This is a genomic window from Caballeronia sp. EK (assembly GCF_014384845.1).
Classification (GTDB): Bacteria; Pseudomonadota; Gammaproteobacteria; order Burkholderiales; family Burkholderiaceae; genus Caballeronia; species Caballeronia jiangsuensis.
Genome location: NZ_JACSUE010000001.1, coordinates 656,512 through 682,556, shown reverse-complemented (window position 1 = coordinate 682,556; position 26,045 = coordinate 656,512). Strand labels below are relative to the sequence as shown.

The 26,045-nt window shown below is 63.8% G+C and carries 16 protein-coding genes and 2 pseudogenes; 10 read left to right on the top strand and 8 right to left on the bottom strand.

What is annotated here, in order from left to right; translation table 11 throughout:
• Window positions 1–85 precede the first annotated feature (85 nt).
• A pseudogene (locus IAG25_RS02835) lies at window positions 86–199 on the top strand (IS5/IS1182 family transposase); the annotation flags it as partial.
• A 666-nt stretch (window positions 200–865) separates the two neighbouring features.
• Window positions 866–958: pseudogene (locus IAG25_RS02830) on the top strand (H-NS family nucleoid-associated regulatory protein); the annotation flags it as partial.
• A gap of 66 nt (window positions 959–1,024) precedes the next feature.
• Here the strand turns inward: IAG25_RS02830 and IAG25_RS02825 are convergent.
• The 6 genes from IAG25_RS02825 to IAG25_RS02800 all read right to left on the bottom strand — a co-directional run bounded on the left by IAG25_RS02825 (window position 1,025) and on the right by IAG25_RS02800 (window position 9,074).
• Entirely contained in the window at window positions 1,025–1,861 is an 837-nt protein-coding gene (locus tag IAG25_RS02825; protein ID WP_255503520.1) for an alpha/beta hydrolase, read from the bottom strand.
• A gap of 70 nt (window positions 1,862–1,931) precedes the next feature.
• Window positions 1,932–2,687 carry a DUF4118 domain-containing protein gene (locus tag IAG25_RS02820; RefSeq protein WP_187603416.1) on the bottom strand — a complete coding sequence of 252 codons (756 nt, stop codon included), beginning with the start codon at window positions 2,685–2,687 and terminating at the stop codon, window positions 1,932–1,934.
• Between the two features lie 208 nt (window positions 2,688–2,895).
• On the bottom strand, window positions 2,896–4,005 hold the full coding sequence (locus tag IAG25_RS02815) for an NAD-dependent epimerase/dehydratase family protein (RefSeq protein WP_187603415.1): 1,110 nt from the start codon (window positions 4,003–4,005) through the stop codon (window positions 2,896–2,898).
• Window positions 4,002–5,273, bottom strand: coding sequence for a CaiB/BaiF CoA transferase family protein (locus IAG25_RS02810; RefSeq protein ID WP_187603414.1), 1,272 nt, complete (start codon window positions 5,271–5,273; stop codon window positions 4,002–4,004). The genes IAG25_RS02815 and IAG25_RS02810 overlap by 4 nt, the downstream gene beginning before the upstream one ends.
• Window positions 5,274–5,333: 60 nt before the next feature.
• Window positions 5,334–6,614, bottom strand: a complete 1,281-nt coding sequence (locus tag IAG25_RS02805; RefSeq protein WP_187603413.1) for an acetyl-CoA hydrolase/transferase family protein — start codon at window positions 6,612–6,614, stop codon at window positions 5,334–5,336.
• A 90-nt stretch (window positions 6,615–6,704) separates the two neighbouring features.
• The gene (locus IAG25_RS02800) at window positions 6,705–9,074 is read right to left on the bottom strand and encodes an ATP-binding protein (RefSeq protein WP_187603412.1); all 2,370 of its coding nucleotides are present in this window, start codon (window positions 9,072–9,074) and stop codon (window positions 6,705–6,707) included.
• A gap of 191 nt (window positions 9,075–9,265) precedes the next feature.
• On the opposite strand from IAG25_RS02800, the gene IAG25_RS02795 reads away from it, so the two are divergent.
• The 4 genes from IAG25_RS02795 to IAG25_RS02780 all read left to right on the top strand — a co-directional run bounded on the left by IAG25_RS02795 (window position 9,266) and on the right by IAG25_RS02780 (window position 19,438).
• On the top strand, window positions 9,266–10,225 hold the full coding sequence (locus tag IAG25_RS02795; RefSeq protein WP_187603411.1) for an alpha/beta hydrolase: 960 nt from the start codon (window positions 9,266–9,268) through the stop codon (window positions 10,223–10,225).
• Between the two features lie 797 nt (window positions 10,226–11,022).
• Window positions 11,023–11,556 carry a hypothetical protein gene (locus IAG25_RS02790; RefSeq protein WP_187603410.1) on the top strand — a complete coding sequence of 178 codons (534 nt, stop codon included), beginning with the start codon at window positions 11,023–11,025 and terminating at the stop codon, window positions 11,554–11,556.
• A gap of 372 nt (window positions 11,557–11,928) precedes the next feature.
• On the top strand, window positions 11,929–12,219 hold the full coding sequence (locus IAG25_RS02785; protein ID WP_187603409.1) for a hypothetical protein: 291 nt from the start codon (window positions 11,929–11,931) through the stop codon (window positions 12,217–12,219).
• Window positions 12,220–13,231: 1,012 nt separating this feature from the next.
• Window positions 13,232–19,438: an autotransporter outer membrane beta-barrel domain-containing protein gene (locus IAG25_RS02780; RefSeq protein WP_309243911.1), complete on the top strand. Its 6,207-nt coding sequence runs from the start codon at window positions 13,232–13,234 to the stop codon at window positions 19,436–19,438.
• Here the strand turns inward: IAG25_RS02780 and IAG25_RS02775 are convergent.
• On the bottom strand, window positions 19,422–21,413 hold the full coding sequence (locus IAG25_RS02775; RefSeq protein ID WP_187603407.1) for an AAA family ATPase: 1,992 nt from the start codon (window positions 21,411–21,413) through the stop codon (window positions 19,422–19,424). The two genes, IAG25_RS02780 and IAG25_RS02775, sit on opposite strands and share 17 nt — an antisense overlap.
• A 340-nt stretch (window positions 21,414–21,753) precedes the next feature.
• On the opposite strand from IAG25_RS02775, the gene IAG25_RS02770 reads away from it, so the two are divergent.
• From IAG25_RS02770 to IAG25_RS02755, 4 genes are all read left to right on the top strand, one after another.
• On the top strand, window positions 21,754–22,134 hold the full coding sequence (locus tag IAG25_RS02770; protein WP_187603406.1) for a nuclear transport factor 2 family protein: 381 nt from the start codon (window positions 21,754–21,756) through the stop codon (window positions 22,132–22,134).
• Between the two features lie 106 nt (window positions 22,135–22,240).
• Window positions 22,241–22,969, top strand: a complete 729-nt coding sequence (locus tag IAG25_RS02765; RefSeq protein ID WP_187603405.1) for an SIR2 family NAD-dependent protein deacylase — start codon at window positions 22,241–22,243, stop codon at window positions 22,967–22,969.
• A gap of 193 nt (window positions 22,970–23,162) precedes the next feature.
• Complete coding sequence (gene tatA, locus IAG25_RS02760; RefSeq protein ID WP_187603725.1) at window positions 23,163–23,375, top strand: Sec-independent protein translocase subunit TatA; 213 nt, start codon at window positions 23,163–23,165, stop codon at window positions 23,373–23,375.
• A gap of 52 nt (window positions 23,376–23,427) precedes the next feature.
• Window positions 23,428–23,859 (top strand): RDD family protein, encoded by a 432-nt coding sequence (locus IAG25_RS02755; RefSeq protein ID WP_187603404.1) that lies wholly within the window; start codon window positions 23,428–23,430, stop codon window positions 23,857–23,859.
• Window positions 23,860–23,865: 6 nt separating this feature from the next.
• On the opposite strand, the gene IAG25_RS02750 is transcribed toward IAG25_RS02755, so the two are convergent.
• Window positions 23,866–25,530 (bottom strand): alpha-amylase family protein, encoded by a 1,665-nt coding sequence (locus IAG25_RS02750; protein ID WP_187603724.1) that lies wholly within the window; start codon window positions 25,528–25,530, stop codon window positions 23,866–23,868.
• Window positions 25,531–26,045: the final 515 nt, after the last annotated feature.

The window sequence follows — 26,045 nt, the reverse complement described above, 5'->3', positions numbered from 1 at the left end:
ATTAAGTCACTGACGCGCCGATTGGATCGGTTTTACGTCCATTCGATGTGTATCTGAGCTTTCTTTCTCTCAGCAGACGCTTGCGATGGAGGCAGGTGAGGGTGCGGGATTCGAGACGCGCCGCAAGCGCACGCGGCGTGACGAGTTTTTCGACACGATGAACGCCATTGTGCCGTTGGCCGAACTGTGCGCGGTGATCTGGATGCTGCGCGCACGTACGCCGTGGCCTCATCAAAGCGGAAGAGACCGTGCCGAACGCAGCGTGCACGCCAGAGCTCCCGGCCACGCGGTTCGCTATCTCGTATGGCTGTTCGCGAAGTTGCCCATCGCTGCAACCGCTGACGATTACGCCGCACTTCTCGTCGCTGGTCTCCGCGACGACAGCCCTCGCATTGCGACGGGCGCGAAACACAGCACAACAACAAGGAATCCAGCTTGTGCCAGATAGAACGGAGCTGACCACTGATCGTGCATTGCCACGTAGTAGGTATTGTGCAGCACGTCGCTTACGATGATAAGCACCGTTAGCCACACACCGGCTCGTGGTTTGAGAAATAAAAGCATTGCGCCCAACGGATCGAGGAACGCCAGAGTATCCCAATAGACCTTACTGGCCGGCGAGATTGCGGCTCCATAGCCGTAGTCCCAAAGCAACCCGTGCTGGAAGATCGCCGCGAGATGATTAAATGTTGCCCCGAGTAAGCACAGCGCGAAGAATGTTCGGATTGCGATCGATGCTCGATGCATTATGGATGCCCACGAAGACGTATCTCGCGGCAGCTTACCAGACGCCCGTTCAGGAAAAGTGCACCATACGGATCGGCAACATACGTTTCATAACTGCGCGCTGACCCGATGGAAGGCTGATCCGAAGACGGGCGCGACGTGGAGTGGGCGCGGTCGTGAGCCATTATGGATCAAGGGCAAGAAGCGCGAGAGGTTCCAGATCGTGGGCTAATGTTTCTTTTGACGCGGCAGTCACCACCCGGGCGGGGCGGTGTGTGTGAAGTGTGCTACCCGTCTTTCACGCGCTCTTCTTTCCGACCGCCGCCAGTTGGCGCAGACGCCGCGTCAACGCTTTCGATGCAACCGGCTGTCCGCCGGCATGACCCGTGCGGCTCGCCATTTCGCTATCGCGCAGAAAGAGCGCGGTTTCACGCGCGACGATCTCGCGCTCGTTATCGGATGTGATCATGTGGTACGAATCGTCGAGCCAGATTGTGCGCAGGATGGCCGAGCCGATCGAGCCTGCGACGATGCGTGCGTTGTGCGGACTCGACGTCTCGTCGTCGATTGCGTGGACGATCAGGCAGTCGTTGCGGATTGACCACGTGCGCGCGCGCACGTGCGCTGCGAGCCGGTTCGCCTGATGAAGCGCCGGCAACGAGATCGTGGACGGACCGACTTCGCTGAGATCGTCCCGTTGCATCGCGCGGGCGATCTTGGCGCGCAACGCTTCGTTGCGCAGGCCATATGGCGTCGATTCGCGATAGCGGTAGCGAAAGCGCATCGGCGAGTAATAGGCCAGGTTCAGCAGGAAGCGATACCAGGGGATCGCCCAGCCGTCATAGGCGAGCGTGAGTGACAGCAGTGCGACGGCCTGTGCTTGCGGCCGCCGATGCACGAGCGCAAGGGCAAGTGCCGCGCCGATCGACAGTCCGCAGATCGACACGCGTTCGTAGCGTGCGGCGAGGGCGTCGTATTCGCGCGTCGCGGCGTCGAGCCAATGTTCCATCGCCTGTTCGCGCGTGCCTGCGCTGTAACCGTCGAGCACGGGCGCGCATGTCGTGAAGCCTTCCTTGTTAAGGACGCGGGCGAGGTAGCGCATTTCGAGCGGCGAGCTGGAAAGCCCGTGCAGCATCAGCACGGCATGGCCGTCGCCCTCGTTGAAAATGGTGCGCTCGACGTTGTTGTTCACGGCATGCCCTCCGTCAGTCGCCGATGCGTAGCACGAGGAAATCGCCCGCGTGCGTGATGAATCGTTCGCAGATGCAGTCGACGAGCTGCGCCGCAACGGACGCATTCGCCGAGCGCAGGCGCACGCGATGGCTTCCCGGCACGAGCGCATTCGAGAAACGGCGGATGTCGTCCGGATCAACGTCGTCAAAGCGCGGGCCAGGTGCGATCCCGATGGGTTGACGCGGCGCCACGCCAGCGCCTGCGGACGGGCGCTCGATCGCCTGAATCAGCACGAACCGCTCGTGATGTTGCGACAGATGGCGCAGCAGCCGATGCGTCTCGTCGACGGCGCGGCGCGCGAGCGCGCGCTCGTTGTCGAGGCGCAGCAGCATCTCGTAACGCGACTGCGCGACGGATGCGATCAGCTCGGCTCGAAACTGCGCGCGCCGCAACCGTTCAAGCAGGGTGATGACGACGAGCGCCACCAGCGGATAGGAAACCGCGAACATCACATCCGACCGATCGATGATTCCCACCGCCTCGTAGGGTGGCACGAACAGAAAATCGGCGATGCACAGTCCCGCCAGCAGCACCGTCAGCGCGGGCGCGAGGCCAAAGTAATACTCGATGAGAACGGCTGCGATGCTGAAGGCCGTGCCCGGCATCACCGGACCCAGCAGCGGATGCAATAGCAGCCGCACTGCGCTCGCGATACCTAGCGCGACGAGCGCGATAATCCATCTCCGTGCCCCGCGAGGCGCCCAGCGACGGGCATTTTGGACTTGCATGTGTCTGACTGTGGGCCGTCGTTCCGAGGAGCTTTGCCGAGCAGCCAACTTGGGGGACAGATGCGCAGCAAAAGGCGCGAATCGTATCAGCCGTGTTCTTCGTCAAACATCGTCTTTTGCTGAATTTGAATGCTGCTCGTCGGCGCGTACGGTCGCCATTCGACGGCTCACGCAGCCGTCGAATCGTCAGCCGGAGCGCCTGGGATCTTCAGCTCTGAGACGCAGCGCCAGTCTCTCCAGCCCCGACCGCGCCCGGAGCCTTGGGATGCGCGTAGGGGTGCTGGTAACGCACACCCGCGAACGGCAGCTCCGCGGCGCGCGTGTTCATCTCGTTGAGCATCGCGATGAACGTGTCCTCTGCCGCGTAGTCGAAGGGGTCCCCGATCTGCTGTTCCGCCGCGCTCTCGAGAGGATGTTCGAGGTAGTGCTCGACGGTGCGCTCGATGCCTTCCTCGAAGCTCACGAGGTCGGTGTAGCCGAGCTCGCTGCGGATCTTGCCGCTGTCGATCAGCAGATGGTGGGTCGTGGGCGGGAGGCCGGTCCTGGTGAAGTTGAGATCCCGGTTGGCGCCCCAGAAGTAGGCCGGTCGGCCCATCTCGGGCGTGAAGTTCGCGAGTTCGACTTCCACGCCCATCACCTTCGCGATGGTGCGCACCAGGGTCGCGTCGGATGGCGTGTAGGCGTCGGCAACGTTATAGATCTGTCCCGACGATGCTTCAGGTTGATCGACGCAGAGCAGGATCGCGTTCGCAGCGTTCTCGACGTACGCCTTGGTCTCCAAAGTCAGGCCGCCATTGATGACGGGGACGTGGGTGCGTCCATCGCGCAGGCGTCGGATGATGCTCCACTCACGGGGCGCGAGCTGGCGGGGGCCGAACAGGCAGGGATAGCGCAGGTGAGTGATGTTGTAGCGTCCGGCCGCGTGTGCGTCCATGAGGATCTGCTCGGTCTGCACGATCTTCTCGCTGAGCTTGTGCCCCGTCTTGCGTGGGCCGTCCTCGGCGGAGGGGCGCGCCAGGTTGTCGCCGTAGGCCGCGCCGCCGATGGTGATCAGCCGTTCGCTCACACCCGCGAGCGCGTCGACGAAGAGGCGCAGGCGCCCGTAGGTCGCCACGACGAGGTCGTAGCGACGGCCCTTGAGCGCCTCGGTCAGGCCGTCGAGAAAGTTCGGATCGGTGTGGATGTGCGGCACGTCGTCGGGCAGGTCGATCTCGTGCCGCCCCGTGTGCAGGATGGTGGTCTCGTAGCCGCGCTGCCGCAGCCCCTCGACGATGAACGGACCTGTGGGGCCGGTGCCCCCGATGACGAGTGCCTTCATGATGCTGTCTCCGTGTGGTTCTGCTGCTGTGTCGATGCTTCTCGGGCGATGCCGGCGCGCGTCAGCGATGCAATCTCCGTGTCGTCGAACCCGGCTTCGCGCAAGATCTCGGCGGTGTGCTCACCGAGCGCGGGCGCGTAGCCGCGAGGGCCGGTGGCAGCTTCCGCGAAACGGATCGGGTTGTTGGGCACGCGGTACTCGCCGTGGATCGGGTGATTGAGCGTGGTGAGGGATTCGTTGGCGATGGCTTGTGGATCTTCGATCGCGTCTTCGAGCGCGTGGATCGGGCCGCAGGGCACGCCGGCGGCTTCGAGCTCCGCGAGCCAGTATTCGGCGGGCTGTGTCGCGAAGATCGCTTCGAGTCGACTGCACAGTTCCGAGCGATGGGTGACGCGGCCGGTGTTCGTGGCGAAGCGCGGATCATGGAAGTCGCCGTAGCGATCGAGCAGCGGCAGCATCTTCTGCCAGAACTTGTCGTTCATGCAGGCGAGGATGAAGTGCCGCTGGTCGGAGCTGAGGAACGGCTGATAGGGCACGAGCTGCGGGTGCCCGCCGCCCTGACGGCGGAACGGCACGCGAGTCTTGTCGTACACCGTCAGGTAGTTCGCGAAGCTGGCGATCAGGCCGTCGAGCAGGTTGACCGTCACCTTGTCGCCATGACCGGTCTGCTCGCGCAGGCGCAGCGCGGCGCAGACGCCGAAGCCGAGCAGATAGGAGGCGACGAAGTCGGCGATCGGCACGCCGACCTTCACCGGGCCTCCGCCGATCTCGCCAGTGACGCCCATGATCCCGCTCATCGCTTGCGCGAGGATGTCCATGCCGGGCAAGTGCGCACGCGGTCCGCTTTCACCGAATGCGGTGATGGAGCAGTAGATGAGGCGGTCGTTGATCCTGCGCAGGGACTCGTAGTCGATGCCCATGCGCCGCACGGCGTCGGGCCTGAATGCGACGGCGAACACGTCGGCTTCCTTGACGAGCCGGGTGAGCACCTCGAAGCCGCGTTCGCTCTTGAGGTTCAGCGCGATGGAGCGCTTGCTGCGATTCACGCCGTAGAAGTAGGCGCTTTCGCCCTCGCCGAATGCGTCGTCGACGTAGCGGAAACTGTCTCCTTCGAGCGGCTCGACCTTGATGACATCGGCGCCGAGATCGCCCAGCAGCGAGGTGCAGTAGGGGCCGGCGCCCACCTGGGTGAGATCGACCACGCGAACGCCGCTCAGCGGCAGTGCGCCGCGTTCGGCGCCTCCGATGGTGAAGGGAATGTTGGGCATATCGGGCTCCTCGTCGGGTGTGATCGGTGCGCTTGGTGTGCGCTGGTACGCGGTCTGGTGTCAGGCTCGACGCGCCTCACGCAGCGCGTCGCGGTGCTCAGGGGCGGCAATCGCGATCAGGCGCTCCGCACGTTCCGCGGCGGTGGTGCCCTGCAGATCGGCGACACCGTATTCGGTGATCACCATGTCGATGTCGCTTTGCAACGAGGTGACGGGTCCGCTGAGCGCGGGGACGATCTGGGTGGCGCCTTTGGGGCTGCGGGCCGGCATTGCAACGATCGCGAGGCCTGATGGCGCGATGCGGGTCGCGCGGAAAGTGTCGACCTGGCTGCCGAGCGCACCGATGTACTGGCCGCCGACGACTTCGGCGTTGACCTGCCCGCGCAGGTCGACTTCGAGGGCGGAGTTCACCGCGATGTAGGGATCGCAGGATGCGAGGGCCTCCGATGCGGTCAGATCGGTGATGGGCATGAAACGGATCCGGTCGTGCCGCGCGACGAAGTCGTAGAGTTCAGGACTGCCAAGTGCCATGCCCGCGACGCAGACGTCCTCACCGCTTGCCAGTGCCCCCGAAGCATCGAGGTCGAGCAGCCAGTCTCCGACGAGGCCGGATCGCACGCGCAGCTCGCGGTGCTCGCCGAGTGCGCGCCCGATCGCTGTCGCAAGTGCGCCGATGCCGAGCTGTATCGAGGCGCCGTCGGGCACGACGGATGCGACGTTGCGCGCGATCGCGTGGTCGATGTCCGAGAGTGCGCGGGCGGGCGTGCCCTCCAGCGGTCGATGTGTCGTGAACGAAGCGCTGATCTGTGAGTGGTGCAGTCGCCACTTCGTGCGCGTAGAGGGCATGTTCTCGTTGATCTCGGCGATGACGATGGGGCCGCGACGGTCCGCGGATCCTGCCGGTGCGGCTGCCGGAACCGCTTGCGCGGCCTTCGCGACGTAATCGACCGAGGTGCCGAAGCTGTGGTACCCGTCCGGATCGGCCGGGGGCAGCTGCAGCAGGATCACGTCGGGCTGAAACGCGCCGGTGGTGACGAGACGCTCAAAGTGACTGTAGTGGTTGGGTAGGATGTCGATCTCGCCCGAGCGCGCCAGGCCACGCAGCGGGCCGTGCGCGGAGTAGGTGGCCACTCGCGGCTTGCCGCGCGTCACGCGCTTCCAGTCGTCCGAGAGCGCGTACCCGCATACCACGGTGAGATTCGCGATCTGCTGCGATGCGTCGATGAGCTGCGCGACGAGTTCGTGCGGTTCGGCAGCGGCCTGACCGACCAGCACGGTGTCATGCGGTCGCAGGTAATCGGCCACTGAGAATTCGGAGGAGGCATGCGTCGGGGCGGTCATGGATGCGTGCGTCGGAGCGATGATGGATGCATGTTACCCATGCGTGTCGCCGCGCGCGCCGGGAGAAATACCTGAATCGCTCCCCGGTACTCATTCGGGTATTCGCTGCCGCTTAACGACCCACGAGGCCACACTTGCGCGCGATCGGAAGCCGAGCTTGGCGAGGATCCGCTCCACATGCCCCTCGGCGGTACGCTGCGCGATCACGAGCCGCTCCGCGATCTGCCGGTTGCTGAGCCCCTCGGCGATGAGGGCTGCGACTTCGGCCTCGCGTCGGGTGAGTCCCTCGGCAACGAGTGCTTTGGCGGCGTCGGCCGGCCGGCGCGCGAGCGCTTCGGTCGGGGTGAGGCCGGGTGCGTCGCCGACGGCATAGCGAGCCGCCTCGGCCACCGAGAACGCGGCGCCGTGGTTGAATGCGGCGCGGTAGCGCGCCTCGCCGAGTGCCTTCCGGATCTGCTCGTCGACGATGTCGGTGCCGAGACTGCGCACGACGGCCTGCGGAAAAGGAGCCGCGGCTCTGCGCCACGCGGCGTGGGCGGCCCCCTTCAGGGTCGCCGCGTGGTCGGCCTGTCCGAGTGCGGCGGCGGTCAGCGCCAGTCCTTCGCAGCACATCGCGATGCCCTCTATGAAGCCTCGGGCTTCGTAGAGCGGCAGCGCTTCCCGCAGGCGGGCCGTGGCGAACTGATGATCGCCGGCGCGCCAGAGGCAGAAGCCGTCGATCCACAGCCCGCTCGCGATGCGATAGGGGGATCCATGCTCTTGCGCGAGGGCAAGAGACGCCCGGGCGAACTCGGCGGCTCGGTCGTCGTGCATGCCGAGTGCGGTGACCGCTGCGCGATAAAGCGCGTCGCAAGCGCCCGCGAGATTGCCCGAAGCGATACAGAGGGCGACCGCTGCTTCAGAGAGCCGCAGCGTACGCGCGCGATCTCCGCCGTGGAAGCTAGCGCGCGCGATGCCGGACGCGGCGTCGGCCGCAACACCGGGCAGATTCAGGGCGTCGGCGAGGTCGGCGGCCTCACGCGCGCGCTGCTCGGCTTCGTCGCCATTGCCCATGAGCGACGCCGCATAGCTGCACGCCACGAGCGCGCGTGCGCGGGTCTCGTTCGGGGTGCGGTCGTGCTCGAGCGCAGAGGCGAGCCAGCGATATTCTTCGACGACGTAGCTGGCGCCGACCCGGTACAACTGGAGGGGCGCGACGATCGCCATCACCGAGGCGTGATCGTGTAATTCGGCGCAGTACTCGGCGGCCGCTCGCAGGTTCGCGTGCTCGTCTCGTACGCGACGCGCCCACTCCATCTCGCGGGGGCTGAAGTACGCTGTCTGGCCGTGCCTCGCCAGCGCGCAGAAGTAGTCGCGGTGATGCCGCCTGAACTGCGCCTCCTCGCCCGCTTTGCGCAGCCGCTCGATCCCGAACTCGCGAAGCAGGCCGAGCATCTTCAGCCGTGACGGTCCGCCGCCCGAGCCTCCCTCACGGGTCAGGATGGACTTGTCGACCAGCCCGGTAAGCAGGTCGAAGATCTGCTCGCGCAGGATCGGCCCGCCGCTGCAGACGTCTTCGACCGCATCGACGGTGAAACCATCGGCGAACACCGAGAGTCGAGCCCACAGCACCTGCTCGGGCGCGGAGCACAGCTCATAGCTCCAGGCCACCGTCGACTCGAGGGTGCGGTGACGCTCGGGCGTCGTTCGCAGCGTGCTTGCGAGCGCGTGGAGGGAGCCGTCGAGTCGCTCGAGGATCATGTCGAGCGAGAAGGCACGCAGCCGCGCTGCCGCGAGCTCGATCGCGAGGGGAATCCCCTCCAGGCGGTGGCAGATCCGGTGCAGCAGATCCCGGTTGGAGTGGTCGATGACGAACCCGGGCAGCGCCGCCGCCGCGCGGTCCGCGAACAGCGAGACCGCGTCCGGGATCGCCGGGGATGCTGCTCCCGCGGGAGCAGCACCGTCGCGGTTCGCGGCCGCTTCGTCGGCCGGCGGTGCTGCGAGCGGGGGTATCGGAAGCACGCGTTCCCCGGTCACGCCCAGCACCTGCCGACTCGTCGCGAGCACGCGAAGCCCGGGGGCGGCCGCAAGCAGATCGTGGAGCAATACGGCGACCGGCTCGATCAGATGCTCGCAGTTGTCGACGACGAGCAGCAGGCGCTGTCCGCGCAGGTGCCCGGCGAGATCGCCGGCGGTCTCGGTCGGAGTGTGAAAGAGGCCGAGCCTCGCGCCGATCACCGATGGGAGCAGGTCGCCGTCGGTGATATCCGTGAGATCGACGAACCATACGCCGTCGCGAAAGGCCTTCTGGTGCTCGGCGGCGATCTGTTTGGCAAGGCGAGTCTTGCCGACCCCGCCAGAGCCGATCAGGGTCAGCAGGCGCGTCGAGCCCAGCAGGGCGCGCGCCTCCTCAAGCTCGGCTGTACGACCGATGAAGCTCGATACCTCGGCCGGCAGATTGCCCTGGTCAGGCGAAGGCATGCTCGCTCCGGCGCCGATGGCGCTGCAGGTGTCGGTGCGGATGCCGCATCTGCTGCTTCCTTTGGCCAGTGGCCGAACTGCGAGTCGTCATTTATCCAGCACCATAAAATACTTTATATTACGAGACGCTCGTAGCCGAGATCCAGCCACGCACGGATTTCTCCCTTGGGGAGTGACGAAAGGAGTATCGAATGACAGCACCCGCGCTCGAAGCCTGGCAACCGGAATTGCGCGAGGTGATCGCGACTACACGATCGTTCACCCTGCGCTCGGAGATCGTCGGCGGCGCCTTTGCGGTCTGGGTGACGGTACCGCCGGGATATGGCGCGGGCGATGCGGCACTGCCCGTCGTCTACGTCGCGGACGGCAACACGCAACTTGCGATCACCGCCCCCACTGGCTCGCTGATGATGATGCACGAGACCAGTCCGATCCGGCCGTTCATTCAGGTGACAATCGGATACCTGGGCGATGACGCGAGAAACTTCCTGAAGGTGCGCAACCGTGACCTCGTGCCGCCGGGCGAGCCGTTCCCTCATCAGATGGCGGCTCATCTGCGCCCGCGCGTCGAACGGGGAACACTCAGCGAGGAGCAGTACGCCGCGATCCTCGCGGATCTCAGCCACTCCGCCGGCGATCGGTTCCTTGCCTTCATCGAGCGCGAACTGCACCCTCGGATCGCCGAGCGCTGGCGGGTGGATGCCGATGACGTTGGCCTGTTCGGCTACTCTTACGGCGGCCTCTTCGCCATGTACGTGTTCGCGACGGCCAGCCCGCTGTTCACGGTGATCGGAGCGAGTAGCCCCGGCATACTGTCGGCGCAGAGTGAAGTGTTCCGGCGCTACGATCGCCGCATCGCCGAGGGCGACAGCACGTTGCCGCCCCGGCTGCACCTGACGATCAACGACAGCGAGACGAGCAGCGAGTTCGCCCTCTACCGAGATCTTTCGCACAACTACCTGGCGGTCGTCGACCGTATCCGCCGCACCCCGCTGCCGGGACTGCGCGCGACGGCCGAGGTGATCCGGGGCGAGACGCACGGCACCGGCATCGTCGACGCCTACCGCAGTTTCGTGCGTTCCTGCTACACGGTGCGGGGGCATGATCCGCGTACCGAGCTTGCCTGGCCTGCGGAACCTCATCCGAACTGAGCGATGTTTAACGAGGAATCGTTGCCGAGAGGCGGGTTCGGTCTGTTCTCTTGCGGGTTGGGGCGGGGTTGGTCGAGAGGACTTGAGGCCGAGGGGGCCGGGACTGATCGACAAGATCCTGACGCATCTGGGGCGGGACCCAAGGGGGCGGGTGCGCGAGCCAGGGCCAGACTTCGCCGCCTGAACTGCTCCCACCGCCGCCCCAGCGTCAGAAGCACAACTCTCCCAGGTTGAATTGCCATGCCGCAGCCCGGGCCGTGCTGCGCGCGATCGCTCATGGGAGAGACTCCATGATCGCAATTTACCGTTCGCAGAATCGAATGAGGCAGTGCGGCGCTTGCGAGCGGCGAGTCGTCGACGCAGGTATTTCGGATCGTCATTCGTCGCGTTGCGCCGTGTTTCCGCGTCGTTCAATTAACGTTGCACCTGTACGATCCTGGCAATCGATTGCGTTAGTCTAATTTAGAGAATCTCTGCGGAACCCCATGTTGGTAGTAGCAATTGAGAATACGATTAGTAAAGCAATGGCTTTAAGGTATTCCTAGTGACAGTAGAGGAAATCCGCGCCTGCTGCCGTTGAGATCATCAGAGCAGTTTGAGTATCAAACCTGGAAGCTCAGCGGAAACCCTTGTACTTTCACATAACCGCGGTCGGGCGTCTTCTTCTTTCTGCCCGCCGACAACAGTAGCGACTCTCAGGCCCTAGCCCGGCAAATATAACGGCCGACTCGAAGCATCGTTTCTTCATGCCTGTTGGCGTAATGAACACCCAAGATGCCCTGCTCATTGGCGGCCAGATGACTCCAGTTATCGCCGCCGGCGACAGCGCGCTGAAGGCCGGTGTCGCGACCGCCAGCGTCAGCATGACCGCGCGCGCGCTTCCGCAGCTTTTCGCGGGCCCGGCTTTCCAGAGCAGCTTCGCCACCGGGACGGTCGCCGGTGCGGCCATCTGCGCGGTGGATCTCGTGCAATGCATCGTGCTATTCGCGGCGGGCAAGATGACGCGCGAAGAACGCGAGACACGCACCGGCAAAAATGTCCTCCAAACCGGCGGGGCCGTGGTTGGCGCTTCGGTGGGCGGAGCGATCGGCGCGCTGGGCGGCCCGGCGGCCGCGCTCGTCGGCAGTCTGGTGGGCGGCATGATCACCTCGCTCGCGATGAATGTCGCGCTCGACAACCACGTCGAGAAGAACTTCAGACTCACGCTCGATGCCACGCAGCAAGTCGTCGGTAACGGCGTCGCCGCGCGCCACGCGTTGAAGTACCTGTATCTCTCGCAGGCGTTTTATGCCGATTTCGAAAAAGCGCTGATGTTGAATCCCTCTCCATGAAAGGTTTCAGCAGCAAAGCCAGCCTTGACTGCATCGTGCTGCGCAGTCGCTGAAATGTTGCTCATGATGGCGTTGGCCTGCTTGATTTCGTCAATCATCTGGCCGACTTTCTGAGCGGTCTGTGTCGGCCAGATGGGACATGCGCTAATGGAGTTGGTTATTGTCTTTATTCGTCCGTTGGTCATGCGGTGCCTGATTCAAAAAGTGGCAAAGTTTTTATACACGGCGGATGTTATCTGAGTCCCCGGTGGTTTTTTCGACGACATCGCCATCCGATTCTATTTTTCAGATTTTCCGTGTTCAAGGCGGGTTGACATTCACACGGATGGACTCACCGCCGCTCGCCACGCCATTGCAGACAGCGGAAGCGCGTTGCTCCACGCCGCAGCTCAGGCGCGCGCATTTCTGGTCGAGGGCGCCGGGAGAAGATTCGGCGTCCTGCCAAATAGCCTGAAAGCTCACAACGCAGTCATCCGCTCGCCCGATGGCCGGATCATCCAGTACGGTGGAGCAATCCGCCTGGTGGACCTGCATCGCAAGGCAACGCCCAAGTCACCACTGAAAATTCGAGAGAGCTTTATGACCATCGGTATCTCTTTGCCACAATTCGATATTTCTGGCAGGGTCGCGGGCGGCATGAGCTATTTTCAAGGCATAGAGTAGGCGGGGACCGCTCACGCGCGGATCGTCATGCCGCCCGTGTATGACACGAACTTCGTAGCAACGAACGCCGTAGACGTCGGCCGAATCCTGGCATCCTCAGGATCTTTCACGACAGCAGCGTCGCTCTTCATTCCATCGTGTCGTCCAACTCGAAGGTGGCCCTAGGACCACAATCAAGGACTTAGTCCCGCTGGCTGCGATCCGCTTGCGCGACGCTGCCTCCTTATCGAACATTCCGTTTGAATCGGTCTGCAAGCTGGGCTGACGGTTCACCTCTAGTGCCTTGAATTGAACAAAGAACGGCTCGCGATACCTGCCGTTCCATCCTACTAATAAATTTCTAATTCACCGCGAGCACTATCCTGAATACGCGCAATTGATTGGTGTTTTTCAAATGCGCATTGGGTGCATCGGCATTGGTGTCTTCTCATCCGTATTTATCAACTACGGTAAAACCTGGGCGCAAACTCAGGCAGGGCTTAACTTGTGTAATGAGACCGATATTGGCTTTTATGAGAATGTTCGATCATATTAAATCGTTATTGCGTTTCATGCTTATGTGTCTAGTTGCGACGTGTAGCAACATGGCGTCTGCTGATTGACTCAAGTCTGATCAGATCCACGTGGGGCTTCGCGGCAAGACGCTTGAGAATGCGGATCAGCTCATTCCAACAGCCTGTATCAAGTTAGAAAACCGCCGCCGCCAATATATTGACGACATTTAAAGATTAATCACACTGGGCGAGACTCAATTTCGTAAGGGTCACTTGCCAGTGCCGACTTCCGGTTAATCGAAGCATCCAGAAATCGGAGTTTTTCCAATCGATCTGGATCGCTAGCAAAACCAGTCTCTGCGCGACTCGCAGACAAATTCGATGTCTTTTTTAAAAAGACTGAAACCAGTTTGGGGAAGATCGTGTACATATTCAAGCATTCATCGAATTGTGAGTCCGCGCGGGCAGTGACGTCGGCGCTTTTTGTAGAGGATGGCTGCGGAGCCAGGCGTCGGACGGTGGTTGCGTTGGCCGTGGCGTCGCTTGCTACGCTGCTGGTTCCGGTCGCAGCGCGCGCCCAGTGCAACAGCAGCGCCAATCCCGCGCTGCCTTCGGCGCCTGCACAGACCAACTTCTCCAATCAGTCGTTTGGCGCAGCGCCGCTTCCCCAGTATTACCTGAACGCCTCAGGGCAGATGGGATGCAAAGGCGCTGACGACGGCTCCTGGAACGGAAGGGGCCAGGATGGCTTCGCTGGCCAGTCGGGTGGTTCCTTCAACAGCGTCAATAGCGGCATTACGGTGAAGGGGGGCTTCGCGCCGACCTTCATCAGCCCCACGATAGGAGCGGGATGGTCCGTCAACGGTGGTGCCGGCGGTGCCGGCGGACAAGGCGGTTTTGACGCCAATGGCTCGGCCTACACGGGAAACGGCGGAGCGGCTGGCAATGGCGGCGCGGTCTCCGTGCAGTTCAGCGGCACGGTTGGGCCCGACTCGAAAGGTGTCCTTCCGGAAGTTGCGCTCGACGTGGAAGCCAATGGCGGTACCGGCGGAGCGGGTGCCGAGTCCAATACCCAAGGCGGACAGCCGCTCTATGGCGGCAACGGGGGACAAGGGGGGCGGGGTGGTCAGGCGACGCTTACCGCCTCCGGCAATATCCAGTTCTATGGCGTCGGCCTGCGAGCGTCCGCCGTGGGCGGGGCCGGCGGGGAAGGTGGTAACTCGCCCACTCCGGCTGATCTTGTCGTGGAAGGCCATGGAGGCAAGGGCGGCAATGGCGGCGCCGGCGGTACCGCGACACTTGCGTATCAGAACGGCAGTCTGACCGCCAGCACCCCTACAGGCCAGATCTTTCCGATGCAGGCCGATGCCGATGGCGGTAAGGGCGGCTACGCTGGCGGCGCGTTCGGTGGAAGTGGCAGTTTTGGCGGGACCGGCGGCGACGGAGGTAACGGCGGCACAGCCAGCGCGGAACTCGGCAGCGGTGGCCAGATCGCTTTCTCCGATCAGATGCAACCGGTGAACAGTCAGAATCAGCCGGGCAGCGGCGTAACCGCCAAGGCCAATGGCGGAGCGGGCGGGGAAGGTGGCACCGCCATCGACGGCAACGTCCGCAATGAGGGTGGTGCGGGCGGCAACGGCGGGAATGGGGGCAGCGCGAGCGCCACCGTCCTTGGTTCCATCGATTACACCGCGAGTGTTCCGGCAGGGCAGTCTGCTGGCGGGCTGATCGGGGGCGAGGGGGTGCTGGTACAGGCCAATGGAGGCGCCGGCGGTGTCGGTGACGGCGCCCAGCACACTACCGTGGGTGAAGGCGGCAATGGTGGTAAGGCAGGCGCCGGAGGGAGCGCTTCGCTGGCCCTCGGAGACGCGACAAACACGGCGACAATCAAAACGAACGGCCCCTATACGCATGGCGCCCTGGTGCAGAGTATCGGCGGCGGCGGGGGCAATGGCGGCAGTGTCAGCTTCGTGCTGAACGGCTCGGGCGGTGGAGGCGCCGCGGGCGGCGATGGCGGTGCGGTCACGGTGAACTCGGACCACGCCTTCGTCACGGTCGGCAGCACATCGGGCGAAGGCAGCATCCCGCTGATCGCCCAGAGCATCGGCGGTGGCGGCGGAAGCGGCGGCGACGCCAGCGGCGTCACCGTTGGTGCGGGTTTCGAGATCGGCGGCAACGGCGGCCAGGGCGGCAATGGCGGCGCGGTGAAACTCACGCTGGGCCAGAACAGCGTATTTGGCAGCCTCGACCAGAGCGGTGGCGCGGGGATACTCGCGCAAAGCATCGGCGGTTCGGGCGGCAACGCCGGCAGCGCGACGTCGGCCGGCGGAGGGCTCATCACTATGGTGATCGGCGGGGATGCCCACGGTGGCGGCTCGGGCGGCCAGGTCACGGTCGACAACGGCGCGCTCGTCACGACCCACGGCGACCACGCAGCCGGCATCAAGGCCCAGTCGATCGGCGGCGGTGGCGGCAATGGCGGCAACGCTACAGCGTTCACGGTCGGCGGCCCTCTGTCGAGTTCGGTTGCCATTGGCGGACAAGGCGGCGGAGGCGGCGCGGCCGGCGCGGTTTCGCTGACCAACACGGGACAGGTTTCCACGTATGGTTCGGATGCCGAAGGAGTCGTGCTGCAAAGCATCGGCGGCGGCGGCGGCTCCGGCGGCAGCGCCACGGCGCGTGCCGTTGCCGCATCGGGCAGCCCCAACATTCCTGCAATCAGTGTCAGCGTCGCGATCGGCGGCGCCGGCGGGACCGGTAACACTGGCGGCAATGTCACGCTCGATAATTCCGGCTTGATCACCACGGCGGGCGACAGCGCGACCGGCGTTTTCGCGCAATCCGTTGGTGGCGGCGGTGGCACGGGCGGCGACGCAACCGCCGCGTCCTACTCCGCGTCGCCTGCCAAGGGTGCGGCCCTGTCGGTCTCCGTGGCTCTCGGCGGCAGCGGCGGCACGGGCGGCACGGGCGGCGCCGTCAAGCTGGAAAACTCCGGGCTGATCGCCACCCTGGGCCAGGACGCCCACGGCGTATTCGCACAGTCGATTGGCGGTGGCGGCGGCAATGGCGGCACGGGCGATGCCTCGGCAACGGCGGCTAACGCCAAAGCCAGCTTCAGCGCGTCGATCGCGGTGGGCGGAACGGGTGGAACGGGGGGGACGGGCGGCACGGTCGGCCTGACCAACGACGGTTCGATCGCGACGCGCGGCGACGGCTCGGACGCCGTGTTCGCCCAGAGCGTGGGCGGCGGCGGCGGCGCAGGCGGCGGCGGTACCGCTGCGGCCAGCGGCGGCAAGGATGCTATCGCCGTGGGTGTCGGCGGCAAGGGTGGCGTCGGCGGCGACGGCAACACGGTGACGACGACCAACAACGGCAACATCGTTACCCGCGGCGCGGCCTCGACAGGCATCTTCGCGCAAAGCGTCGGCGGCGGCGGGGGCAAAGGCGGCAAGGGCGCGGCGGCCGCGGGCGGCAGCGGCGGCCTCGACACGATCTCCAACGCCCAGACCCTGTTCGGCATTCTGGGTCAGGGCCTCGGCCTCAACCAGGATGTGCAGAACCTCGGCAACAACATTCTGCAGGTCGGCGTGGTCGGCGAAAAAATCAAGGCGACTTATGGCGATCTGGAAAAACTCCTCACTCAGCCGGATGGGGTATCGAAAGTTCTGGGCACCGTGTCACAGATCAGCGTTGGCGTGTCGGTCGGCGGCAACGGCGGCGCGGGTGGCCAGGGCGGCGCGGTGAACACCAGCAACACCGGCGCGATCGGCACCTATGGCGCGCAATCCCACGGCATCTTCGCGCAGAGCGTCGGCGGCGGCGGCGGCAGCGGCGGCGCGGCGAGTTCGGTCGGCAAGTCGAACAATGATTCGAAGGTACAGGCCGCGGTCGCCGTGGGCGGCAGCGGCGGCGCGGCCGGCTCGGGCGGTGCGGTGAGTGTCGTGCAGAATGCGAGTGGCGCAGTCGAGACGCAGGGGGTGGAAGCGTTCGGCGTGTACGCGCAGAGCGTAGGCGGCGGTGGCGGCAACGGCGCGATGTCGGGGGCGATCAGCGGTTCGCTGAAAAGCCTGTCGGTCGCCGTGGGCGGCAATGGCGGAGGCGCCGGGAATGGCGGCACCGTGAGCGTCGACAACGACGGCACGGTCACGACACTGGGCAAGCACAGCGTCGGCATCTTCGCGCAAAGCATCGGCGGCGGCGGCGGTGTCGTGACGACCGCGAGCAGCGATGAGACGTTCGATCCCTCCAAAATCATCGTGAATCCTCAGGGACGGCTCGCCGACGTCTACGGGGTGACATTGAGCTTCGGCGGTCAGAACGGCAGTTCGGGAAAGGGCGGCGACGTCACTGTCAACACGGAAGGCAACGTGACGACGAGCGGACTCGACGCGCACGGTATCGTCGCGCAGTCGATCGGCGGCGGGGGCGGGTTCGTGGTGGGCGGACAGATCGCGAACGCGACCTCCGGCGCCGGTAGCGCGAAGGGCGATGGCGGCAACGTTCTCGTCGTGGACACCAATAACACGGTCGCCACCAGCGGCGACGGCGCGTATGGGATCGTCGCTCAATCGGTCGGCGGTGGCGGGGGCTTTGCCGGCGACCCGTCCGCCCCACAGGGCTACGGTGGCGCTACGAACAACGCGGTATTCGCCAACAGCGGCAATGGCGGCACCGTCAACGTCATCGTGGCAAACGGCGGGAAGGTCGTGACGACCGGCCGGTACGCGCCCGCGATCTTCGCGCAATCGATCGGCGGCGGCGGTGGTCTGGTGGTCTCCAACTTCAACGCAATCAACTTGCCGAATGTGATGGGAGAGGGCAGCGCGGGTGGCGCGGGCGGGGGCGGCCCGGTCTTCGTCAACGTCAGGAATAACGACACGGTCATGGCGACAGGCGTCGGGTCCGCCGGCATCCTGGCGCAGAGCGACGGCCAGACAGGCGGGCGCATCTCGATCAACCTGGCGCCCGGCTCGAGAGTCGTAGGCGGCACGACCGATCCCAATTTCCCGACGGGCAAGATGGTGGGGCAGGACCCGGAGTATCGCGATGCTGCCGCAATCCGTCTGCTTGGGGGCAATAACAACGTCATCACCAACCAGGGCACCATACAGACGCTAGGCAAATACGCGATCCTGGCGTACCCCACGGTGTACGGGGGCGGGCCTGCCAGCACCACGGTCAACAACTCCGGCACGATCACCGGCGACATCGACATTGGCAGCGGCGGTGTCGTCAACAATCTGGCCGGAGGCGTGATCGACACACCTACCAAGCTGAACGTCGGAGGCGGCACGGTGAACAACGCCGGCACGCTCAAAGTCGGCGGCGCCAACTCGGTCGGCAAGACGGTGCTCACCGGCAATCTCGTGCAGAGTCCGACTGGCGCGCTGAACGTCCAGATCGACCCGGCCAACAAGCGATCCGATCTGCTCGATGTTACCGGTACCGCCGCGCTTGCCGGCAAGGTGCAGGTCGACCCGGTGAGCTATCTGAAGAGTACGAGCACCGTGCTGACGGCGGCCGGCGGCATCCAGCCCGATGCGACGCTCGCGGGTACCTCGACGCCCGTCTACCGCTTCACGCCAGTGATGCAGGGCAACACCGTCGCGATCAAGACCGATGCGGATTTCGTGGGTGCGAGCAAGGGTACTTCGGCCACACAGCAGAGCGTCGCAGCCAACCTGGACCGGCTGTGGAACAGTGCCGATCCCGCCTTTGCACCCATCTTCGGCGCCTTCGGTAATGTCGGTAGCGCGTCGGGCTATGCGCAGACGCTGACCGCCGTCTCCGGCCAGGAACTGCTCGGCATCGCTGCGGCCCGCTACCAGGCGAGCCAGGCGTTCGCGCGCTCCGTCTTCAGTTGCCCGGTCTTCGCCGATGACGACACCACCGTGAGAAAGCAGGGCTCCTGCGTGTGGTTCCGCGCCTCGGGCATGTGGGAAAATCGCAGCGCCGACGCTTCTTTCCCGGGCTACGGCTGGCAAGGTTCGACGATGAAGGTCGGCGGTCAGGTCGAACTGCAGCCCGGCTGGTTCCTCGGCGGCGCCATCGGCTACGAGACCGACCGCTTCACCGGCAACGACAACCTGACGAGCGCCAACGGCAATGCGCTTCTGGGCGTCGTCGCGCTGAAGCACGAGGTCGGGCCGTGGACTTTCACCGGTGCGGCGGACGCCAGCTACGGCTGGATGAACAGCTCGCGCGTCATCCCGGGCGCCAACGCAGTGGCGACCGCCTCGCCCGATTCGTACACGCTCGGACTGCACTTGCGCGCGGCCTACCAGATCCCGTTCGACCGCTTCTACCTTGAGCCGGCGCTCGACGCCGATCTGAACGACGTCAATCTCCCCGGCTACACGGAGAGCGGCGCGGGTGCGCTGAACCTGAAGGTGAAGAGCGCGAACAGCCTCATTGCGAGCGGCACACCGAATCTGCGGATCGGGACGCGTGCGCAGATCGGGTCAGCGACAGTCGACGCCTATGTCGGCGCCGGGGTCAGCTTCATTGCAGGCAATAGCTACACGACCGACGCGTCCTTCGCCGCTGCCCCGGGTTACGGCAACTTCACCAATACGCTCACCAATGCGCACGTCGCAGGCAAGTTCTCCGCCGGGGTGGAGGTGTATACGACCAAGCGCCTCGATGTGCGTCTGGAGTACGACGGGGTCGTTGCCGCGCACGAGGTTGAGAACGGCGGACAGGTCCGGCTTAAGTACAGATTCTGACGGCATCGTCGGGAGCCGCGAAAGGCATCAAGTCATCGGCAGCCCGCTCGCTGGCCGCGGCACTGAAATACACCGCTTCCAGCTTGGGCGGCCGCGTGACTTCGCTCTCGCGGATGAGATCATAGACATATGCGCCGGGGACCGTCTCGGTCCTGGTCAGCGCAAGAGTGACATCGCGCAGGATCGATTCGTTTCGCGCGAGCAGGTCGAAGCAGCGCTCGTTCATCTCGTTCAATAGCGCATTGGCCTGTTCGATCGCACCGTCGAGTTGCCGTCCGGCGCTCTCGCGCGGTAGCGCGGCGAGACTGAACAGATTGCCTTCGCGTCCGAAGCCGAGCCGCGACACCATCTCCAGACTGATGCGCGATGCTTCCTGCAAGTCCTGCGCCGCGCCGCTCGATGCCTCGCCGAACACCAGCAACTCCGCATTGCGGCCGCCGAGCAGCACCATCAGTTCCTTCTCCAGCTCGCTGCGGCGATACAGGTGCTTGTCCTGCGGCTTCGTGATGAGCGCCATGCCCAACGCACCGCCGCGCGGCAGCACCGTCAGTTCCTCCAGCACGCCGGCGCCCAGCAGCGCAGCGACAATGCCGTGCCCCGCTTCATGTACGCCGACGCGACGCACTTCGTCCGCGTCGAGCGCCTTCTCCGTACGACTCACGTCGCCGATGCGCGCGACTTTGACCGCCTCGCGCAGATGCTCCGCGCACACCATGCCCGCGCCTTGCCTGCGCGCGATCAACCCGGCCTGGTTGACGATCATCGACAGCGACGCGGGCGACAAGCCGACCGTCAGCCGCGCCAGTTGATTGCAGTCGATATCGGTCGAACACGACGGCAGCTTGCCCAGGTAATACTCGAAAATCTTCACGCGATCCGATACGTCCGGCAGACGCACCGGCACGATGCGATCGAAGCGGCCCGGACGGCGGAGCGCTTCGTCGAGATTCTCGGGGAAGTTGGTCGCGGCGACGAGAATCACGCCTTCGTTCTTCTCGAAGCCGTCCATCTCCGCGAGCAGTTGATTGATGATGCGGTTGCTTTCGGCGTCGGCGGAACCGGACGCGCCGCTGGTGCGTGCGGCGAGCCCGTCGGCTTCATCGATGAAGATCACCACCGGGCCATGCTTGCGCGCCGTCTTGAACAGATGCTTGACCTTCTGAATGCCGACGCCGTAGTACTTCGCGCTGAAAAAGCTCCCCGTGATCGCGATGAAGCGCGCGCCGCACTCACCCGCCAGCGCCTGCGCAAGCCGCGTTTTGCCGACCCCCGGACCGCCCGTCATCAGCACGCCGCATGGCGGACGGATGCCCAGCTTCGTGAACGACTTCGGATCGCGCAGATAGGCCTTGATGTCCTCGAGCGCGGCCTTTGCCTCGACCGCGCCGATCACGTCGTCGAAACTCGTGTCGGGTGGCGCGGTGATCAGCGTGGCGTCACCCTTCATTTCGCGGCGCACGTACCAGAGCATAAGGCCCAGCATCAGCACGTACACGAGCATGACGACCGAATCACGCAAGACGGCGAGCAACGGACCTATGCCCGCCTGTGCGCCGATGGACACGTTCGGAAGCCACGCGATCTGGTAGTCCGGCGCGCTTTCGCCCTTGATCGCATTGAGCAGCAACGACTGCGAGAACACCGCGAACCGGTCGCTGACGAAGTACCGCAGGCCGCTTTTTGTCGACACGAGGATGGCGTCGAGCGTCACGCCGATCGCGGCCACGCGCTTCTCGCGGATATCCGTGAGCATGCGCGAGGCGTCGTTCTCGGTGCGTGCCCACGGAGACGGATCCTGCCGCATCTGATAGACGATGCTCGTGGTCTCAAGCGGATCGTGATGCTGGTCCGCCATGCGATGCCGCAGTGCGCCCGAGCCGATCGCGATCAGTACGGCGACGAACGCAACGACGGAGATCAGCAGTCGCCGTCGGCCACGCAGCCGAGTCCACGGTCCATTCTTTCCCGGTTTCATGGGGGTTCTTCCTCGTATCGCGTACGTGTGCGTCTCTCTCATGCGGAGACTTGCCTCTCATGCTCCGGCCCTTGCGCGTGTCATGTTTGCGCGCATTTTTCTTAAGGCGGCAACGCGGGAGCGCAGGCTACGAATGTTGCACGCGCTGAAGATTCGCGTCCGTGCGCGTGACCGCTTTGGGACGGCGCGGCGCGTGATCCGGGGGTTTTCGTGGCTTATCATGCGTCGCAGTGCAGCGTGAATCGCGCATTGGCAGCTTCTATGATTTCGAGGGGCAGAGCGTCGACGTCAAGTCCGGGTTGCCTCACTTCAAACATGAGACAGCCGCTCGGAGGTTGACATGCCCAATGCGATAGACGTGGTCAAGAAAGCGTATGCCGCCTTTGCCTGTGGCGATGTGGCTGGCGTGTTGGCTTTGATTCCCGATGTAGTTGACTGGCGGGTCGTCGGACCGTCGAGCCTGCCTTACGCGACCTGCTGTCGAACACGCGAGGAGGTTGAACGCTTCTTCAAGGACCTGCTCGATGCGGAAGAGATCACCCGATTCGAGCCCCGCGAATTCATTGATGCTGGCGATCGTATTGTCGTGATCGGCTTCGTCGCCGCTGTCGTCAAGGCGACGGGCAGACCGTTCGAGACAGAATGGGTACACATCTTCACAGTCGAGAACGGTCGGGTGAGCCGATGGCTCGAATTTTTCGATACGGCTGCGCACGGCTGAATCAAATGACGACGCGAATTCTGCAGTCGATTGGATTCGGAGCGACGCTTTAAGGGCGGACGCACAACGAAACTTACGGAATCGCGCAAGGCGCAAGCATCGAGATATGGATAACAGGACGCCCAAGCTCTACGTGTTTTCCGGCGCGGGATTGTCCGCCGAAAGTGGTCTATCGACATTCCGTACAGGCGACGGTATCTGGACTCGCAACAGCGTCGACGAGGTCTGCAATATCCACACATGGCGCAAGAACCGTCAGGCCGTCTTCCAGTTCTACAACGATCGCATTCGCGAGAAGCATGGCGCCGAGCCGAATGCCGCGCACAAGCTCCTCGCCAAGTGGCAGAACAAGTGGGGAGCCGAACGCGTCCAGTTGCTGACTCAGAACGTCGATGACCTGCTCGAGAAAGCCGGCGCCACCTCCGTCATCCACCTCCACGGCGATTTGAACTCGTTGTTGTGCACCGCGTGCGATCTCGCGTTTCCGAAAGAAGGGCTGTATTTCGACGCTGCGGCTGCCTGCCCGATTTGCGGAAACCACGAAGGCGTCAAACCGGGAGTCGTATTCTTCGGCGAGGCGGCCCCTGCCTATCTCAATCTCCATCGGCTTCGGGCAGAGATGCGCGCGTGCGATCTGTTTCTCGCCATCGGGAGCGCTTTCGAGGTTGTTCCGCCCGAGGCAATGCTTCCTCGGGACCGACAAAACGAGCATCCGAGAAACTTCCTCGTAGACCCGTCGCCGAACCGAACCGACATGTTCGGCGTCGTAGAGGCGCAGCCTGCGACAACCGGGCTACAGCATCTCGAGGAACAAATTGCGGGTCTCATGGGATAGCCTTCCGACGCGCTCTGCACTTGCGGGGCGAAAGGTTGCCACCGGAGCCTGTCGCCCGCCGCGTCTCGATGCGAAACGGGGTCACATAAGCCATTGATTTTTATGACAGAATACGACATTAGTGGGGCGGGTCGTGAAGTAAATATTGCGCATTCCGCTCGAATTTAAGCGTTTCTCTTTATGGATGGGTGATATGGGAAGTCTCAGCATCGGGCATTGGCTTATCGTTTTGGCGATCGTTGCGCTTGTTTTCGGCACGAAGAAGTTGCGTAGTGTCGGCTCCGACTTGGGCGGTGCCGTCAAGTCTTTCAAAGACGGCGTGGGCGATGCCTCAACGTCGGCCTCCACGGCAAACTCGATCCCGGCGACCGTTGATGTTCAAGCCAGGGATGTCACTGCACGGTAACGACGCAAGGCGGCCGCACTACCGGTGAGACGATTTCACGCCGGAGTCCGAGATGCGCCTCGCCACTTATTCCGAGCGCGCCCGCGCTTTGTTCATCGACTCGATCTGGTGGACGGTTATCCTTCTGTTTATCCCGTTAGGGCCGTCCTCCGAAGAAATCCCGCTGTCGCCCGATGCGCTCGCGGCGACTTTCATCCTGTGGCTGATCGTGGCCCAATGCATCCCACTACTGGTAACCGGTGTTTTATGGGTCGTGTGGGGCACGTCACCGGGAAAGCGCGTGGTGCGATTGCGGATTGTGGACGCCGATAGTCACGAGCCGATGACCCGCAGGCAAGCAGTCTTGCGCACGGTGGGCTACGTCCTCACGTTCACGATGTGTGGAGCGGGCTTTCTCTGGGTATTATTCAATCCGCGCAAGCAAGCCCTCCATGACCGGATCGCAAACACTGTCGTCGTCGGTGGACTGCGGAAATCGTCCTGATGTACGTCACACTTCGCTGCGCTTCAGGAGGTAGTCGAGACCGCCTACCCGGAACCATCGATAGCCGTAAGGCTCGAGCACAACCGTGTGCTGCCCCTTCGCGTTGCCCTGGCTGTGGTCGTCGGAGAGCAGGTTCACGAGTACGTCGTTTTCGCCGGCTTTTGAGCCGACGCGGAACTTCACCGTGCACGCAGCGGCGCTGAAGTTATGCACGCAGACCACCGAGTTGTTGCGCCAGTGGTAAAGCATTGCGAGCACGTCATCGCGCGATGCCTTCAGAATCGCGAAATCGCCCCAGCTTATCTCAGGCACTTCCTTGCGCATGCGGATCATTCGCTCGATCCAGTTCAGCAGCGAGTTCGGGTCGCGGCGCTGGTTCGCGACATTCACGCGTTCGAAGCCGTACGGTCCGCCAGAGATCACCGGACAGACGGGGCGATCATGCTTCGTGAAGCCGGCATGCGGCTCGGTGGACCATTGCATCGGCGTGCGCACGCTTTCGCGCTCGGGCAGGCGCAGGTCGTCGCCCATGCCGATTTCATCGCCGTAACGCACGACGGGCGTTCCCGGCAGCGTCAGCATCAGGCTGTACGCAAGTTCCAGCCGACGACGATCGCCATCGAGCATCGGCGCAAGGCGGCGGCGGATGCCGCGATCGTAGAGCTGCATGGCGGGATCGGAGCCGAACGCCGCGAACACGGTTTCACGCTGCCTGGGCGAAAGCCGGCCGAGGTCGAGTTCGTCGTGATTTCTCAGGAATACGCCCCATTGAGCCGTTGCGGCGCGTGACTTCGTCGCCTCCAGCGCGTTCTTCAGAGGCGCGACGTCCGCGCTCGCGAGCGCATAGAACGTGTTCTGATTGACCTGGAAGTTGAACATCATCTGCAATCGTTCGCCGGCGTCGCCGAAGTACTTCATATCGGTGTCGGGCAGTACGTTCGCCTCCGCGAGAATGATCGCGTCGCCCTTGCGCCATTGCAGGAACTCGCGAAACGTGCGCAGCATGTCGTATTGTTCGACCGGTCTTTTCACCTGCGCGCCCTTGGTGGCGATGACAAACGGCACGGCGTCCATGCGAAAGCCCGAGACGCCGAGCTGGATCCAGAAGCCCATGATCTTGAGCAACTCGGCCTGCGCGAGAGGGCTGGCCGTGTTCAGGTCGGGCTGGAACTCGTAGAAGCGATGGAAGTACCACATGGCCGCTTCCTTGTCGTAGGTCCATGTCGATTTTTGCACGCCGGGGAAGACCACCCCATCCTTCGCGTTGGCCGGCGGCTTCTTCGACCAGACATACCAGTCACGATATTTCGATTCGGGATCGCGCCGCGCTTCCCGGAACCACGGGTGCTGGTCCGACGTGTGATTCACTACGAGATCGATCATCACGCGCAGGCCGCGCTGATGACACGCGTGCGTGAACTCCGTGAAGTCGCCGAGCGAGCCGTAGCGCGGATCGACGTTGTAGTAGTCGGTGATGTCGTAGCCATTGTCGCGGCCGGGCGACGGCTGGAAGGGCATCAGCCAGATCGTGGTGATGCCGAGCCCCTGAAGATAGTCGAGCCGACGCAGCAGGCCTCGGAAGTCACCGACGCCATCGCCGTTCGCGTCCATGAACGTGCCAACGGACAGGCAGTAGATGATCGCGTTTTTGTACCAGAGATCGTTGACCAGAGGCCTTGAATGAAGTCCGGCTTACGAGGGCTTCCGTGGATTGGACGGGGAATCGAACGGGTTGTTGCCCGTGCATGGAGCAAGAAGTGTTCCGGCAGCGTTCGCGGATTGGTGTATTTGCCGCTTTTGTAGAAGCGCTTAAATTGAACTGGACCCGAGGATGCCGGCAAAGTCTAGACGCCGCGGGTACACGTCCCGGTCGCGGGACCATACGCGGACTGGCCGTTCGACTTTTAGGAAGTAGCCGTGGCGAGACAGCACGAATCCATGCATCCCCACTGCTTCGTGATGTTCTTGAACTAGACGGACGCTGCCATCCGACAGCGCTTCTTCGATTCTGCGTGGATGTGCGCGGCCTGGCAGCGCACCATGTCGAATCTCAAATCAATGGCTGCGATTTCCGATTTGCAAACATTTTTGATGACTTACTAACCGAAGGGCGCCGTAGTCACCGTGCAATAATCCGCAGCTGGCTGTGCGCTGCGTTGGACGAATACAAATAAGGCTTTTTGACC

Coding starts and splice junctions, on each gene's coding strand:
- IAG25_RS02825 (WP_255503520.1), bottom strand. CDS start 1,861: ATGCTGCACGGGCTTTCCAGCTCGCCGCTCGAAATGCGCTACCTCGCC.
- IAG25_RS02820 (WP_187603416.1), bottom strand. CDS start 2,687: ATGCAAGTCCAAAATGCCCGTCGCTGGGCGCCTCGCGGGGCACGGAGA.
- IAG25_RS02815 (WP_187603415.1), bottom strand. CDS start 4,005: ATGAAGGCACTCGTCATCGGGGGCACCGGCCCCACAGGTCCGTTCATC.
- IAG25_RS02810 (WP_187603414.1), bottom strand. CDS start 5,273: ATGCCCAACATTCCCTTCACCATCGGAGGCGCCGAACGCGGCGCACTG.
- IAG25_RS02805 (WP_187603413.1), bottom strand. CDS start 6,614: ATGACCGCCCCGACGCATGCCTCCTCCGAATTCTCAGTGGCCGATTAC.
- IAG25_RS02800 (WP_187603412.1), bottom strand. CDS start 9,074: ATGCCTTCGCCTGACCAGGGCAATCTGCCGGCCGAGGTATCGAGCTTC.
- IAG25_RS02795 (WP_187603411.1), top strand. CDS start 9,266: ATGACAGCACCCGCGCTCGAAGCCTGGCAACCGGAATTGCGCGAGGTG.
- IAG25_RS02790 (WP_187603410.1), top strand. CDS start 11,023: ATGACTCCAGTTATCGCCGCCGGCGACAGCGCGCTGAAGGCCGGTGTC.
- IAG25_RS02775 (WP_187603407.1), bottom strand. CDS start 21,413: ATGAAACCGGGAAAGAATGGACCGTGGACTCGGCTGCGTGGCCGACGG.
- IAG25_RS02770 (WP_187603406.1), top strand. CDS start 21,754: ATGCCCAATGCGATAGACGTGGTCAAGAAAGCGTATGCCGCCTTTGCC.
- IAG25_RS02765 (WP_187603405.1), top strand. CDS start 22,241: ATGGATAACAGGACGCCCAAGCTCTACGTGTTTTCCGGCGCGGGATTG.
- tatA (WP_187603725.1), top strand. CDS start 23,163: ATGGGAAGTCTCAGCATCGGGCATTGGCTTATCGTTTTGGCGATCGTT.
- IAG25_RS02755 (WP_187603404.1), top strand. CDS start 23,428: ATGCGCCTCGCCACTTATTCCGAGCGCGCCCGCGCTTTGTTCATCGAC.